This window comes from Microbacterium sp. Z6_144, assembly GCF_057197625.1.
Genome location: NZ_JBXVPT010000001.1, coordinates 1,673,137 through 1,688,150, shown reverse-complemented (window position 1 = coordinate 1,688,150; position 15,014 = coordinate 1,673,137). Strand labels below are relative to the sequence as shown.

At 69.9% G+C, this 15,014-nt stretch carries 12 protein-coding genes, 1 tRNA gene and 1 other RNA gene; 4 read left to right on the top strand and 10 right to left on the bottom strand.

Annotation, left to right across the window (positions count from 1 at the left end):
* Positions 1 to 83: 83 nt before the first annotated feature.
* From rnpB to AC2DGY_RS08260, 4 genes are all read right to left on the bottom strand, one after another.
* Positions 84 to 467: RNase P RNA component class A (rnpB, locus tag AC2DGY_RS08275), an RNA gene on the bottom strand.
* Between the two features lie 39 nt (positions 468 to 506).
* Complete coding sequence (locus AC2DGY_RS08270; protein WP_484509208.1) at positions 507 to 2,222, bottom strand: bifunctional 3'-5' exonuclease/DNA polymerase; 1,716 nt, start codon at positions 2,220 to 2,222, stop codon at positions 507 to 509.
* Positions 2,209 to 2,649 carry a reverse transcriptase-like protein gene (locus AC2DGY_RS08265; RefSeq protein WP_484509207.1) on the bottom strand — a complete coding sequence of 147 codons (441 nt, stop codon included), beginning with the start codon at positions 2,647 to 2,649 and terminating at the stop codon, positions 2,209 to 2,211. The genes AC2DGY_RS08270 and AC2DGY_RS08265 overlap by 14 nt, the downstream gene beginning before the upstream one ends.
* Complete coding sequence (locus AC2DGY_RS08260) at positions 2,646 to 3,377, bottom strand: zinc ribbon domain-containing protein (protein WP_484509206.1); 732 nt, start codon at positions 3,375 to 3,377, stop codon at positions 2,646 to 2,648. The genes AC2DGY_RS08265 and AC2DGY_RS08260 overlap by 4 nt, the downstream gene beginning before the upstream one ends.
* Before the next feature lie 86 nt (positions 3,378 to 3,463).
* Here AC2DGY_RS08260 and AC2DGY_RS08255 point away from each other — a divergent pair, with 86 nt between their 5' ends.
* Positions 3,464 to 4,960 carry a deoxyguanosinetriphosphate triphosphohydrolase family protein gene (locus AC2DGY_RS08255; protein WP_484509205.1) on the top strand — a complete coding sequence of 499 codons (1,497 nt, stop codon included), beginning with the start codon at positions 3,464 to 3,466 and terminating at the stop codon, positions 4,958 to 4,960.
* Positions 4,961 to 4,981: 21 nt separating this feature from the next.
* On the opposite strand, the gene AC2DGY_RS08250 is transcribed toward AC2DGY_RS08255, so the two are convergent.
* Positions 4,982 to 5,054 (bottom strand) — tRNA-Val (locus AC2DGY_RS08250).
* 60 nt (positions 5,055 to 5,114) lie between these two features.
* Between AC2DGY_RS08250 and AC2DGY_RS08245 the strand changes: the two genes are divergently transcribed.
* Positions 5,115 to 5,738, top strand: a complete 624-nt coding sequence (locus AC2DGY_RS08245; protein ID WP_484509204.1) for a bifunctional 4-hydroxy-2-oxoglutarate aldolase/2-dehydro-3-deoxy-phosphogluconate aldolase — start codon at positions 5,115 to 5,117, stop codon at positions 5,736 to 5,738.
* Positions 5,735 to 6,688: a sugar kinase gene (locus AC2DGY_RS08240; RefSeq protein ID WP_484509203.1), complete on the top strand. Its 954-nt coding sequence runs from the start codon at positions 5,735 to 5,737 to the stop codon at positions 6,686 to 6,688. Before AC2DGY_RS08245 ends, AC2DGY_RS08240 begins: the two co-directional genes overlap by 4 nt.
* Before the next feature lie 9 nt (positions 6,689 to 6,697).
* On the opposite strand, the gene AC2DGY_RS08235 is transcribed toward AC2DGY_RS08240, so the two are convergent.
* From AC2DGY_RS08235 to AC2DGY_RS08215, 5 genes are read right to left on the bottom strand one after another with little or no spacing between them, the layout of a single operon-like run.
* The gene (locus tag AC2DGY_RS08235) at positions 6,698 to 7,450 is read right to left on the bottom strand and encodes an IclR family transcriptional regulator (protein WP_484509202.1); all 753 of its coding nucleotides are present in this window, start codon (positions 7,448 to 7,450) and stop codon (positions 6,698 to 6,700) included.
* A 30-nt stretch (positions 7,451 to 7,480) separates the two neighbouring features.
* On the bottom strand, positions 7,481 to 8,245 hold the full coding sequence (locus AC2DGY_RS08230; protein ID WP_484509201.1) for an SDR family NAD(P)-dependent oxidoreductase: 765 nt from the start codon (positions 8,243 to 8,245) through the stop codon (positions 7,481 to 7,483).
* A complete protein-coding gene (locus tag AC2DGY_RS08225; protein ID WP_484509200.1) occupies positions 8,242 to 9,600 on the bottom strand; it encodes a mannitol dehydrogenase family protein in 1,359 nt (452 codons plus the stop codon). Before AC2DGY_RS08225 ends, AC2DGY_RS08230 begins: the two co-directional genes overlap by 4 nt.
* Positions 9,597 to 10,952 carry an MFS transporter gene (locus AC2DGY_RS08220; protein WP_484509199.1) on the bottom strand — a complete coding sequence of 452 codons (1,356 nt, stop codon included), beginning with the start codon at positions 10,950 to 10,952 and terminating at the stop codon, positions 9,597 to 9,599. Before AC2DGY_RS08220 ends, AC2DGY_RS08225 begins: the two co-directional genes overlap by 4 nt.
* Positions 10,949 to 12,016, bottom strand: a complete 1,068-nt coding sequence (locus AC2DGY_RS08215; RefSeq protein ID WP_484509198.1) for an Ldh family oxidoreductase — start codon at positions 12,014 to 12,016, stop codon at positions 10,949 to 10,951. The genes AC2DGY_RS08220 and AC2DGY_RS08215 overlap by 4 nt, the downstream gene beginning before the upstream one ends.
* 265 nt (positions 12,017 to 12,281) lie before the next feature.
* Here AC2DGY_RS08215 and aceE point away from each other — a divergent pair, with 265 nt between their 5' ends.
* Positions 12,282 to 15,008 carry a pyruvate dehydrogenase (acetyl-transferring), homodimeric type gene (gene aceE / locus AC2DGY_RS08210; protein WP_484509197.1) on the top strand — a complete coding sequence of 909 codons (2,727 nt, stop codon included), beginning with the start codon at positions 12,282 to 12,284 and terminating at the stop codon, positions 15,006 to 15,008.
* The last annotated feature ends 6 nt before the right edge of the window (positions 15,009 to 15,014 follow it).

The following is a 15,014-nucleotide window of genomic DNA, read 5'->3' as shown; positions in this document are numbered from 1 at the left end:
GTACTCCGAAGCCAGAGCCGATCATGTGCCCGCCGGCTCGGTTGGGGCGGACCGGGGCGAGGTGCGGACCTCACCGAACTAAGCGAATGGGCCGGCCTGTACGCCGGGTTCTGTCCGGGAGCCGAAGCTCCGTGGACGGTCATCTCTCTCGGCGACACGTTGCCGTGCCGCTCCAGCGGTCTACCCGAGGACTCGGCGAGCCGCGTCAACATCCTCTGTCTGACCTTGCTCCGGGCGAGGTTTACCTTGCGAGCCGTGTCACCACGGCCCCGGTGGTCTCTTACACCACCGTTTCACCCTTACCGCGGCCGACCCTTCGATGAACTGAGGGACCGGTGCGGCGGTCTGTTTTCTGTGGCACTGTCTCGCGGATTGCTCCGGGTGGGTGTTACCCACCGCCCTGCCCTGTGGAGCCCGGACGTTCCTCGGCGCGGGAAACCCCGCTACGCGACCGTCCAGCCGACCCATTCGCACCGCCGACTATAGCCGGGTGCGCTGTGCGAGGCTCAGTCCTTCGCGGCGCTGTCGGCGATGCGCAGGTCCAACGGGAAGTCCACCGGAAAGTCACCGAACAGCAGACGGCCCGCGGATGCGGCGGCCTCGGTCACGCACGTGGCGACCTCATCGGCGTATCCGAGGGGGGTGTGCACGATGATCTCGTCGTGCAGGTAGAAGGCCAGATGCGGGCGACGGGCGAATCCCGGACCAGATCGAGGCGCCCCGTCCTCCTCGGCCACCTCGGGAAGCGCCGCCAGTCTGCCGCGCAGGTCGGCGAGCCACGCGAGGGCCCACTCGGCGGCCGTGCCCTGCACGACGAAGTTGCGCGTGAACCTCCCTCGGTCGCGCGCCGACCGCCGGGCCTGCGCCTGGTCGGCCTCGCTCGCCTCGGCACCGGTCGCCCGCGACTGCGCCTGCGCCCATCCCCCCGACGGCGACGGCGACGTGCGGCCGAGCCAGGTGGAGACCGACCCGCCGTCCTCACCGATGCGGGCGGCGTCATCCACCAACCGCATGGCACGCGGGAATGCTGTGCGCAGGCGCGGCACGAGGCGTCCGCTGTCGCCGCTGGTGGCGCCGTACATGGCACCGAGCAGCGCGACCTTCGCCTCCGCACGCGAGGCGAGCGCACCACGAGCCACGATCCCCTCATAGAGATCCCGGCCGCGCGCCGCCTCCGCCAGAGCGGTGTCACGGGCCATCGCAGCGAGAATCCGCGGCTCCAGCTGCGCGACGTCGGCGATGACCAGGCACCACCCCGGATCGGCGCGGACGGCCGCGCGCAGCTGGCGCGGGATCTGCAGGGCGCCCCCGCCGGACGACGCCCACCGGCCGGTCACCACTCCTGCCGGCACGTAGACCGGTCGGAAGCGCCCGTCGTGCACCCACTCCGCCAGCCACGCCCATCCGTTCGCGGTGTACAACCGCATCAGCTTCTTGTACTCGATCAGCGGTGCGATGGCGGGATGCTCGTGCCGCTGGAGTTCCCACCGGCTGGTGGATTCCACCAGGATGCCGGCACGGTGAAGAGCCCGCAGGAGCTTGGGCTGGGAGTCGAGGCTCGTCGCCCTGTCTCCGAGCGCGGCCCGAACATCGTCCGCGTGCCGCTGCAGCTGCTCGGGAAGCCCTCCGCCCGTCCGCTCCCCCAGCATCCGCCGCAGAATCGCGTCGTGCTCCGCCGGGTCCCACGGAAGACCGGCCGCGCGCAGCTCGCACGCCAGCAGCGCGCCGGCGGACTCCGCCGCGATCAGCAGGCGGAGAGGCCCGGGGGTGTGAGCACGCGCCAGAGCGTGCTGCTGGCGAGCGAACTCCGCCAGCACCGAGGTGAGGTCGCCGGGCACACCGTCCGCGCGCTCACCGATGTCGAAGAGGGCGGCGTCATCCGAGCGGTGCTCGGCCACCGGCGCATCCCATGCCCGCGCCGCGCGCAGGTCGGCGTCGTCGGTGACCGCCGCGGCGTCACGCAGGATCGCGTGTGTCAGTCGCAGGTCGTGTGCGCGGGCCACCCGCACCCCGGCGGCCAGGAGGGACTCGTACCACGCCGGGGTGTCGTGCCACACCCATCGCGGTGCGTCCGCTCGCTCCCGCGCCGCCACCCAGCTGCTCAGCCCGGCCTGGTCGACCTCGCTGCGCCGCTGTTCCGCGCCACTGTCGGCCAGCTCGACAGCGACGATGCGGTCGCCCGCGCGAGCGAGGACGACCCAGGCGGGCTCAGGCCTGTCCACCGGGCTCGACGTCGCGGCGGAAGCTCTCCCGGCGGTCCATGGCCTCGTTGGCCGCCTTGTCGGCGCGGGCGTTGGAGAGCCGCGGAACCCATTCGTAGGTCACGGGGCGGCCGGCCACGATCGCGTGCGCCTTCTGCACCAGCTGCTGCATGGCGGGATGCTTCACCTTCCAGCGCCCCGTCATCTGCTCCACGACGAGCTTGGAATCCATCCGCACGTGCACGGTGGCGTCCGGGTCGCGGTCATAGGCGGCAGCAAGGCCGGCGAGCAGCCCGTTGTACTCGGCGACGTTGTTGCTGGCGATGCCGACGTAGACGCCGAGCTCGGAGACGACACGGCCCTCGGCATCGATCACGACCGCACCGCCTGCGGCCACTCCCGGATTGCCGCGCGAGCCGCCGTCGGCTTCGACCACGAGGGTCGTCACAGACCCGATTCCTCCGTGCGCACGAGGATCGCCCCGCACTCAGGGCAGGTCACCACAGCAGTGGCCGCGGCCTGGCGCACCGCGCTGAGATCGGTGCCCGAGAGCACCATCCGGCACGACTCGCAGGTGCCGCGGAGAAGGAGCGCCGCGGCGGTTCCCCGGGTCGCGATGCGGTCGTACAGCGCGAGCAGGTCGGCCGGGACAGCGCCGGCGATGGCGGCCCGGTCGCGCTGAGCGGTGTCGAAGTCGCGCGTCGCCTCGGCGACGGCGGCTTTCGCTTCGGCGCTCAGCCGGCCGCCCTCGTCGTTGACCTCGGTGATCAGCTTCTCCGCCGCAGCGACGGCGCTGTCCGCCGCTTCGAGGCGTTCCATCACCGACAGTTCCGCGTCCTCGAGGTCGCTCTTCCGGCGAGCGAGCGAGGCGAGCTCGTTCTCCAGGCCCTGCGCCTCCTTGGCGTTGGCGCTCGTTGCCAGCCGTTGTGCGTCGCGTTCGGCCCGCGCATCCACGACGGCGACATCCGCTTCGATCCGAGCCAGCTCGGCGCGGAGATCGTCGCGGGTGCCGGCGAGGCGGCTCAGCTCCTGCGTGTGCGTCATGCGCTGGGCCAGCAGCTCCTGCACGCGCGCGGCCTGCGGCGGATTGGTCCGGGCCGCATCGGCGCGGCGGATGCGCACATCGAGGTCGGCGAGATCGAGCAATCGGCGCTGGTCGGCAGGGTCGGCGTTCACTCGACCAACCTACCTCCGCCCCGTGACACGCCGAGAGCCGCGGCCTCGCCCCTCCCTTCACAAGGCGACTGGCTACACTTCCGGCCATGACCGCCGACGACAACACCACGGGGCGTGTGCACCCCGAGCAGGACCGGAATCTCGGCGATCCGTTCGCGCTGGATCTTCAGCGCATCCAGTTCTCCCCCTATTTCTCCCGGCTGTCCGCGGTCACGCAGGTGGTGTCTCCGTCGATCTCCGGTGCACCGGTCCACAACCGCCTGACGCACACCTTGAAGGTGAGTGCGATCGCCCGTGCCGTGGCGTTGCAACTCAACGACCGTTCCCGCCGAACGGGCGGGAACGATATCTGCGACGTCACCGTCGTGGAGTGCGCTGCCCACGCGCACGATCTCGGACATCCGCCGTTCGGTCATCTGGGCGAGTCGGTGCTCAACCGTGTTGCCCGGGAGGACCTCGGGCTTCGCGACGGCTTCGAAGGCAACGCCCAGACCTACCGCATCCTGACGGCTCTCGACGTCACCGAACACGTTCCGCAGGGCCTCAACCTCACGGCGGCGGTGCGGGCCGCCACCGCGAAGTATCCCTGGACGCCCTCCGTCCGTCTCGCTCAAGGGGCAGAGCACGGCCTCCCCCGCGGGATGAGAGCTCGCTCCGACGGAGGCGTGAGCATCTTCAAGTACTCGGCGTACGACATCGACGGGGCCGACCTCGAGCAGGCCCGCTCCCACCTCGCGATCCCACCGCTCCGCCAGTCCGTCGAAGGCGCGGTTATGGATATCGCCGATGACATCGCCTACTCCGTGCACGACGTCGACGACTTCTATCGCGCGGGCATCCTGAACCATGCACCGATCGCGGCGGAGTTCGACGGCTGGTTGGCCGCGCCCGACCAGTGGCGACGGGCGGATGCCGCAGACCTCCGTGGCGACACCGCCCACGGGGCGGCCCTGGAGCGCGTCCGACGCAAGATGCGACGCGACGACGCGTGGATCGCGGAGGACGATGCCTTCCACGACGCGGTCGCGACGGTCCACAGGGAGCTCGTCGAAGAGCTCCTCGCGCGCCCGTTCGACGGCTCGCTGACGGCCGAACGCCAGCTTGCGACATTCACCGACCGCTGGATCCGAGCCCTCGAAGTCTCGGTGGTAGCGACCACGGCCGAGGACGCGCGGTCGGGCCCCGTGCGGTTGTCGCCGACGGCCTGGCACCACGTGGAGGTCTTGAAGTTCGTGCACAAGCACTTCGTCCTGAGCAGACCCGACCTGACGATCTACCAGCGGGGGCTCGGCCGCGTGCTCACCCGTTCGGTCCATGCACTCGTCGAGTGGCTGGAGGACGAGCGCGATCGCGACCGGGCGCCTCGGCGTCTGCGCGAACTCATCGAGCTCGCCCGCCACGGGTATGAACGCGCACAGAGCGACGAGGACACGCGCCTGCCCGGCGACGAGGTGCACCGTCTGTCGCAGGCGCGAGGGATCCTCGACTACGTCGCATCGTTGACCGATGCTCAGGCGACGGCGTTCTCGGAGGCGATCTCGGGCCGGACCGATCGGCTGTGGTCGCTCGGTCAGGGTCTCTGAAGAAGACGGGAAATCGCGGTGTGGGCCCTGCCGGGATCGAACCGACGACATCCACGGTGTAAACGTGGCGCTCTACCAGCTGAGCTAAAGGCCCGCCCTTCGAGTCTATGGGCACCCCGTCGACATGCCGCGCGAAGCGTCCTAGGCTGGTTTCGTGGAACGATACGACATCCCGCCTGACGGAACCAACGTGTTCGGAGCGCTGGAGGCCGCGTGGGCGACGACGCCGTTGCTCCCCGTGCTCAGGACCGCAGACGCCGCCCAAGCGGTCGCCCATGCGCGACTGCTGGCCGATGCCGGACTTCGAACCATCGAGCTCACCGCCACCACCCCGGAGTGGCGAAGCGCCCTGGAGGAACTCCGCTCGCTGGACATCCTGCTGGGCCTGGGCACGGTCGTGGATGCGGAGACCGCTGAGGCCGCGCTCGACTCCGGGGCGGATTTCCTCGTCTCACCCCGTCTGGCCCCCGACGTCCGCGCCATCGCGGCCGGGCGGGGCATCCCGTTCATCGAGGGCGGATTCACCCCGACCGAACTGGCCACGGCGCTGGAGGGCGGGATCGCCAAGCTCTTCCCCGCACACGTGGGCGGACCGGAGTACCTGCGCAGCGTGCTCGCCGTGGTCCCCGGGTCGCGAATCGTTCCGACCGGCGGCATCGAGATGGACGAGGTGGACGAGTGGCTCGCGGCAGGGGCCGTGGCCGTCGGGGTGGGGTCCGCTCTCATCCGCCGTCTCACCGACGACCCGAACGCGGTATCGGGGCTCGTGAACCGATGAGCGGAGCCATCGAGGTGCTCGTCATCGGAGAGCCGCTGGTGGAGCTGTCCGCAGCCTCGCCACTGGACACCGCAGACACCTTCTCGCTGTCGTTCTCGGGTGATGCCCTCAACTCTGCCGCCGCCGCGGCTGCCGCGGGTGCGCACACCGCCGTCCTCACGCGCCTCGGCGAGGACGAGGTGAGCGGTCGCCTCCGGCGGTACATGGGCGCCCTCGGCATCGACACCCGGCATGTCATGGCGGCCTCGGAGCACACCGGGGCCTATCTCGTCGGAGCAGACCCGCAGGGCACTCGCGACTTCGTCTACCTGCGGGCCGGGTCCGCGGCATCCCGGCTGTCGCCGGGCGACCTGGATCGGCTGGTGCTGTCCGAGGTGAAGGTGCTCCTGGTCAGCGGCATCACGATGGCGATCTCCGAGTCGGCAGCGGCGACGGTTCTCCGCGCCGTGCGGGAGGTCTCGGAGGCCGGGGGCCGGGTCATCTACGACCCCAACTTCCGCCGTCGCCTGACGAGCGTCGACGCCGCACGCGAGGCGTTCCGGGCGATCGCACCCCACTGTCATCTCGTCCTCCCGTCGTGCCCCACCGACAGCGGCGCCCTCCTGGACACCGATGATCCCCTCACCGCCGCCGAGCGAGCCCTCGAACTGGGAGCAGCCAACGTCTGCGTCACCCAGGGGGCGGCGGGCGTGCTCTATCACGATGGAACGCGCGTGCGCCGGGTCCCGCCCTCGGCCGCTCCGGTCATCGTCGACGCGACAGGCGCCGGGGACGTCTTCGCCGGGACGCTCGCGGCGTGCCTGTCACGCGGCCCCCTCGACGAGGACGTCATCACGCTCGCGGGCGCCGCTGCGGCGCTCTCACTGCGCGGGCAGGGCGGAACCGGGCACCTGCCGACCCTGGCCGAGACGCAGGAGCACGCGGCGACCGCGGCACGCTCGGCGTCGTGAGCGCGGGGCTCAGGACCAGCCGATGCTCTCGGATACTTCCCGCGCCGTTTGGGCGACCAGCGGGCCGGCCAGCTCGGGCGGCATCTCCTCGAGGTCGCTGACCAGCTGGGAAACGCTCACGGCGGCGACGACGCGGCCCGTCGCGTCTCGCACGGCAGCACCGACGCACACCACCCCCATCTCGTTCTCCTCGTCGTCGAGGGCCCACCCGCGACCCGCGGAGACATCGAGATCCGTGGCGAGCGCGTCCAGCGTGGTGCGCGTGTTCGGGGTGCGCTTGGCCTGCCCGGTACGGGTCACGATCTCTCGCACGTCCGGACGCGGGAGACCGGCCAGGAGCGCTTTGCCGATGGCGGTGCAGTGGAGCGGAATCGACATTCCGATACGCGACGCCATCCGATAGGGCTTGCTGGCTTCGAGCTTGCGCACGTAAATAGCCTCGTCGCCGGCGAGCACCGCGAGATGGACGGTGGCCCCGGTTCGAGCCCGCAGGCGCTCCAGAGCCGGATCGGCGCTGGAGAAGGTGTCCAGGCGACCGAACACCCGCCCAGCCAGACCCATCAGTTTCGGGCCGGGCAGGTAGCCGCCGGCGTCGTCGATGGTGCAGAATCCCGATCGCACCAGATCCTGCAGGATGCGGTGCACGCTCGATTTCGGCAACCCGGTGGCGTTCACCAGGTCCGCGAATCGGCGGTGATCGCCTAGGGCTTCGAGGACGGCGAGCACCTTGGAGGTCGCGTTGCCGCGCTGCCCATCGTCCACTACTGCCTCCCCCGACACTCTAGAACGGTGTCAGTACGTTACGTGCTTGCCCCCGTCGACGATGACATCGACCCCGGTCACCCCTCGTGCGCCGACGAGACCCACGACCGCCTCGGCCACGTCCTCCGGGCCGAGCGTCCGCGCGAGCGGCGCGACGGCGCGCTCGCGCGCGGCTATTTCGGCGAAGGCGTCGCCATGGTGATCGAGCTGCCACCGCGTCGACACGGTGCCGGGCGATACCGAATTCACGCGGATCTCCGGACCGAGGGTGGCGGCCAGGGTGCGCGTCAGCTGGAGGAGCGCCGCCTTGCTGACCCCGTAGGGGATGGATGACCCGATGCCGCGATAGGCGGAGATCGAGGCGATGTTGATGATGACGCCGTCACTGGCCCTCAGCAGACCGGCGAACGCACGGGCGGTGCGGAAGGCGGCGATGACATTGACGCTGAGCAGTTCGCTCCAGGTGTCCTCGTCCAGCGCGTCGAGGTCATCCATCGGGATCCACCGCGTCGTGCCGGCGTTGTTGACGAGCACGTCGCAGCGGCCGAACTCCTCCTCGCAGCGCTTCGCCAACTCCCGCACCTGCGCGTCGTCACGCACATCGGTGCGTACCGCGATGATCTGCGCCCCCGCCTCCTGGAGCCGGCTCACCGTCTGCTGAGCAGCGTCGGCGGAGCCGTTGTAGGTGATGACGAGCCGCGTGAAGCCCGCCGCGTGAAGACCCTCGGCGATCGCTGCGCCGATGCCCGTCCCGCCGCCGGTGATGACCGCGACGCGGTCGGAGTTCTCGGTCATGATTCTCCTTGGTCGAGCAGTTCGGTCACGGCGGCATGCGCCCCCCACCGCGTAAGTGTGTCCCGTCTGTCCGCCACCGCGGCGATGAATGCGGCCGGGGCGGCGTTGTCCAGACCCGCTGCTTCCACGATCGTCCGCGCCTGGTCCAACGGAGTACCGGGCCTGAGCAGGCCGGGCTCCCGCACGAGTCCGCGCGTGGCGCACTCCGCCCAAGCGGCGAGGCAAAGGGCGAGCCACTGGCCGCCGCGCCCGCGCTCGGAGGCGTATTCCAGCGGAGCGGCCAGACGTTGGGCGAGCTTATGGGCACCCCCGGCGGCGATCTGGTCGAGACGGTGGTCGATGCGCGGGTTGGCGAAGCGCCGTACGGATGATTCCGATTCGGCGGCGGGCGAGATGCCGGGACTCTCGGGGATGGCGGGAATGAGGTCGTCCGCGAAAGCGGACTCCAGCCCTCGGCGGAGCACCGAATCCTCGACGGCGGCGTGCGTGGTGGTGTGGCCGACGAGGAGGCCGAGGTAGGCCAGGAGAGAGTGCGGCGCATTCACCAGGTTCAGCTTGACCGCCTGCCACGGCGCGATGTCGTCCACGAACAGCGCGCCCGCGCGCTCCCACCGCGGGCGGCCTGCGGCGAAGTCGTCCTGCAGGATCCAGCGGAAGAAGGGCTCCGTGGCCACCAGCGCCCCGTCGTCCGCACCGGTGGCGCGCTGCGCCTCGCGCACGATCTCGTCCGTCGGTGCGGGGACGATCCGGTCGACGACGGCGTTGGGGAACGCCGCGCTCTCCGCGAGCCACTGGGCCGCGCGCGCCTCGCCGCGCGCCTCGGCGAACTCCACGGCGAGGGAGCGGAGCACCTCGCCGCCGTTGAGGATGTTGTCGCACACGACGAAGCTGACGGCTCCGGCTCCCGTGCGCTCGCGTTCGCGCGCGGTGGCCACGACCTGCCCGATAAGGCTTCGCGTGCCCCCATCGTCCAGGTCGTCGGCGATGACGTTCCGGTCGAGTGCCCCGTCGGGCGTCCGCGGGTACCCCGCTTCGGTGGCGGTGATCGTGACGACCTCCGTGCGGCGGTCGGCGAGGGCGGCGAGAAGCGCCTCCGGCTCACGCCGGGCGACGATGCCGCCGGTCACGACCTCCACCCGCTCCGCCCTGGCGCCCTCGGCATCGGCCTCCACCACCGTGTACGCCCAGTGGTTGTCGCGCAGCGATCCGATCACTTCCTCGGATCGCTGCGCGACGGCCACCACCCCCCAGCTGTCGGGGTCGCCCGCCTGCCCGGCACGCGCGGTGCCCACCCAGGTGTGGGCGCGGGCGAACGCACCCGCCCCCAGGTGCACCTGCGTCCGTGACGGCGTCATCGCGGCTGGGGGTCGCCCGGTCCGAGGTCCTCGATGTCGACGTCCTTGCCCTCTTTCGCAGCGGCGAACGCCACGAGCGAGACCAGGGAGAGGAAGACGAACAGCCCCGCGATCAGCCACGGCTCCCCTCCGAGTTGCGCCTGGAGCCCGGCGGCCACAAGCGGCGTGAACCCGGCGAGGGCGGCACCGATCTCCCGCGACGTCGCGAACCCGGAGTAACGCACCCGAGCGCCGAACAGCTCGGCGTAGAACGCCGGCTGCACCGCGATCATCGGTGCAAGCCCGAGAGACGTGGCCAGCAGAAGCGCGAGCCAGATCAGGATGGGCTCGCCGGTCTCGATGAGAAGCCAGAACGGGAAGGCGAAAGCCGCCGTGAAGATGACGCTGAAGAGGTTCAGGGGCTTTCGGCCGATGCGGTCGGAGAGCGCGCCGTAGACCGGCTGCAACGCGATCACGACCACCGAGAAGATGATCACGCCCGTCAGGGCCGTCGACCGCGGGAGCCCCAGGGTGCCGGTGACGTAGCTCACGACGAAGGTCGCGCAGAGGTAGACCAGGGCGGTGTCGGCGATGTGTGCGCCGATGCCGATGAGCATGTTCTTCGGGTACTGGCGCACCGCATCCAGGACGGGCAGCTTGACCATCTTCTGCGTCTTGCGCATCTCGAGGAAGATCGGCGACTCCTCCACCCGCAGGCGCACGTACAGGGCGACGCCGATGAGCGCGAAGCTGAACAGGAACGGGATGCGCCACCCCCACGACAGCAGCACGTCGTCGGGCATCGTGCCGACGATCAAGAAGACGACGGTGCCGAGCAGGAGCCCGATCTGCACGCCGGTCTGCGCGAACGACGTGAAGAACCCGCGCCTCGCGTGCGGCGCGTGTTCGGCGAGCAGAGTGGATGCTCCGCCGAACTCCGCGCCGGCACCCAGACCCTGAGCGACCCGGAGGATCACGAGGAAGAGCGGGGCCAGCAGGCCGACCGACTCGTAGGTGGGAAGCAATCCGATGACGCCGGTGGACACCCCCATCACGAGGGTGGTGATGACCAGGGTGGCGCGGCGCCCGATCCGGTCGCCGATGTGCCCGAAGAGGATGCCGCCGAGAGGGCGGAAGACGAACCCGACGCCGAAGGTGGCGAAAGCGAGGATCGCCCCGATCGCAGGGTCGCTGTCGGGGAAGAACAGCGGCGCGAACACCAGCGCGGACGCGGTGCCGTAGATGAAGAAGTCGTACCACTCCAGTGCGGTTCCGACCACGGATCCGAAGACCACACGGCGCAGGTCGCGTGGGCTGGTCGGTGTGGTCCGTGGCGCGGTCGCGGCAGCATTGCCGCTGGGTGAAGAGCTCATGCTCGGTTCTCCTCGTTGAGGGTGGACAGGGGGGAGACGTTCTGCTCGCCGGCGAGTTGATCGAGCGCGTCGACCGTGCCGGGGGCAATGGTTATTCCGGAGGCGAGGCGCTGCCCGCGGGTGTTCCATTCGGGCTCGCCGGGCATCAGGATGCCGGAGGATCCTTCGGCGGGTTCCGACCCGTGGACGCGCTCGCGGAGCTGTTCCACCTCGGCGGAGAAGGTGTCCACGTCGACGAACGCCGCGACATCCAGGGCGATCAGGACGGTGCCGAACGTTCCGTCGTAACCCGCGGAACTGCCGCTGCCCGTCCCGCTCAGCAGCCCGGCGACGATGTCGGCGATGAGGCCCAGTCCGTACCCCTTGTGGCCGCCGAACGGAAGGAGGGCGCCCCCCGCGTAGAAATCCCGGGGGTCGGTGGTGCTCCGGCCTTCGGAGTCGACGATGAGCCCCTCGGCGATCGGCGCACTGTTGGCCACCGAGACGGCGAGCTTCCCCTCGGCCGTCGCCGACGTGGCGAAGTCGACGACCACGGGCGCGGTACCGCCCGCGCCCGGGACGGCCCATGCGAGCGGATTGGTGCCCAGCAGGCGGGTGCGACCACCCCACGCGGCGACGGTCGGGTCTGCATTGGCGAGTGCGAATCCGACCAGACCTCGCGCCGCCATCCGCTCGACGTACTCCCCCAGCCGCCCCACGTGCTGGCAGCGGCTGAGCACAGCGGTCGCGATGCCGTAACGGGCAGCGCGGTCGGCGGCCTCGTCCGCTCCGAGGCGGGCGGTCACCTGCCCGAACGCGTTCGCCCCGTCGATGCGCGCGGCGGCAGGTGCCGAAGACTCGAGCACCACGGGAGCGGCCGCGGGGTCGAGTTTGCCCTCCCGGATGAGGCGCGCGTACGGGGCGAGGCGACGGACTCCATGAGAATCGTGACCGCGTAGGTCGGCTTCGACCAGCGAGCCCGCGACGGTGTCCGCCGTGTCTGCCGGCGCACCGAGCGACTCCAGGAGCGCGCGGGCCCAAGCGGCCAGCCGGTCGGCGTCGAGGACCACTGCGTTCTCGTTCACGGGGGACACCTTCGTCTATCGCGGATGTGATGTTCCGTGAGGCAGAACTCGGTTCCGTCTCACGTAGGACGTTACCGGTCTCCACCCGCCAGGTAAAGGGGCGACACGGCGCGATCCGTCAGCGGTGCGCGGTGTCGGGCCATGCCGTCCGGATCTCTCCCGACTCGCTAGGCTGGGAGAGGTGCGTTGTACACCGCGGACAACGCCTTGCGCGCACCCTTGGCGATTCCCTGGCATGATCTGCCAGCCGTAGAAAGGCCTTCCCGTGACTGTTCACGATCAGGATCCGTACTCGCAGGATGCGCTCGACAGCGACCCCGATGAGACCGCCGAGTGGCAGGAGTCGCTCCAGCAGCTGGTCAAGGCCAAGGGACACGGCCGTGGTCGCGAGATCATGCTGAGCCTGCTGAAGGCCTCCAAAGACCTTCACCTCGGCGTGCCGATGGTCCCCACCACCGACTACATCAACACCATCGCGCCCGAGAACGAGCCCGAGTTCCCCGGGGACGAGGAGGTCGAACGCCGCTACCGTGCGTGGGTCCGTTGGAACGCCGCGATCACCGTCCACCGTGCACAGCGGCCGGGAATCGGAGTCGGCGGCCACATCTCGACCTACGCGTCATCCGCCGCCCTCTACGAAGTGGGCTTCAACCACTTCTTCCGCGGGCACGATCACCCCTCCGGCGGCGACCAGATCTTCATCCAGGGCCACGCCTCCCCCGGCACCTACGCACGGGCATTCCTCGAGGGCCGTCTCAGCGAAGCCCAGCTCGACGGATTCCGTCAGGAGAAGTCCGCGGCGCCCAACGGCATCCCCTCCTACCCGCATCCGCGCCTGATGTCGGAGTTCTGGCAGTTCCCGACCGTGTCGATGGGGCTCGGCCCCATCAACGCCATCTACCAGGCGATGACCAACAAGTACCTCACCAACCGCGGCATCAAGGATGCCGGTGACTCGCACGTCTGGGCGTTCCTCGGCGACGGCGAGATGGATGAGGTGGAAAGCCGCGGCCAGCTGCAGGTCGCCGCCAACGAGGGCCTGGACAACCTCACTTTCATCGTCAATGCGAACCTGCAGCGCCTGGACGGCCCGGTGCGCGGTAACGGCAAGATCATCCAGGAGCTGGAGAGCTTCTTCCGGGGTGCCGGCTGGAACGTCATCAAGGTCGTGTGGGGCCGCGAGTGGGACGACCTGCTCAAGCGTGACACCGACGGCGCACTGCTGAACCTCATGAACGTGACGCCCGACGGCGACTACCAGACCTACAAGGCCGAAAGCGGCGCGTACGTCCGCGAGAACTTCTTCGGCCGCGACGAGCGCGCCGCCGCTCTCGTCAAGGACTACACCGACGAGCAGATCTGGAACCTCAAGCGCGGCGGCCACGACTACCGGAAGGTGTACGCGGCTTTCAAGGCCGCCGTCGAGCACAAGGGCCAGCCCACCGTCATCATCGCCAAGACCATCAAGGGCTACGGTCTGGGTCCGCATTTCGAGGGCCGCAACGCGACCCACCAGATGAAGAAGATGACCCTCGATGACCTCAAGCTCTTCCGCGACGCGATGCACATCCCCATCAGCGACGCCAAGCTCGAGGAGAACCCCTACCTTCCGCCGTACTACAACCCGGGTGCGCAGGACGAGACGATCCAGTATCTCCTGGAGCGGCGCCGGTCACTCGGCGGCTTCCTCCCCGAGCGTCGCTCGCACCACGTCGGGCTGACCCTCCCCGGGGACGACGCGTATGCGCTGCCGAAGAAGGGGTCGGGCACGCAGGAAGTGGCCACCACCATGGCCTTCGTGCGTCTGCTCAAGGACCTGCTGCGAGCGAAGGACTTCGGCCACCGCATCGTGCCGATCATCCCCGACGAAGCGCGCACCTTCGGGATGGACGCCTACTTCCCGACCGCGAAGATCTACAACCCCAACGGTCAGCACTACACCTCCGTCGACCGCGAGCTGCTCCTGGCGTACAAGGAGAGTCCGCAGGGCCAGATCATCCACGTGGGGATCAACGAGGCGGGCGCCCTCGCCGCCTTCACCGGGACCGGCACGTCGTACGCGACGCACGGCGAGCCGCTCATCCCGGTCTACGTCTTCTACTCCATGTTCGGGTTCCAGCGCACCGGCGATGCCCTGTGGGCCGCCGGCGACCAGATGGCGCGCGGCTTCCTGATCGGGGCCACCGCCGGGCGCACGACGCTGACCGGCGAGGGGCTGCAGCACGCCGACGGCCACTCGCCGCTGCTGGCATCCACCAACCCCGCCGTGGTCACCTACGACCCCGCCTACGGGTACGAGATCGCCCACATCGTCCGCTCCGGTATCGAGCGGATGTATGGCGGCAACCACCCGGATCCGAACGTCATGTACTACCTGACGGTGTACAACGAGCCCATCGTGCAGCCGGTAGAGCCCGAGGGTGTGGATGTCGACGGGATCGTCCGCGGCATCCACCGCATCTCCGCCGGCGAGGGCGACGGCGCGCGCGCGCAGATCCTTGCGTCGGGTGTGGGTGTGCCGTGGGCGCTCGAGGCGCAGAAGCTCCTCAGGGAGGACTGGGGCGTCGGAGCGGACGTGTGGTCGGTCACCTCGTGGGGTGAACTGCGCCGCGACGGTCTGGCCGCCGACGAGCACAACTTCCTCCGCCCCGAGGATGCGCCGAAGACGGCGTACATCACGGACAAGCTCGCGGGAGCCCCCGGCCCGGTCGTCGCCGTGAGCGACTTCGAGCACGCGGTGCAGGAGCAGATCCGCCCCTGGGTGCAGCACAACTTCCACACCCTCGGCGCCGACGGTTTCGGATTCTCCGACACCCGTCCGGCGGCCCGTCGGTTCTTCAACATCGACGGCCCCTCCATCGTGGTCAAGACGCTCCAGGCGCTGGCGGCCGAAGGGGCCGTTGACGCAGGGCTGTCGGCGCAGGCCATCGAGAAGTACCGTCTGCACGATGTGACGGCCGGCACGAGTGGGAACGCCGGCGGGGAGAGCTGACCTCGG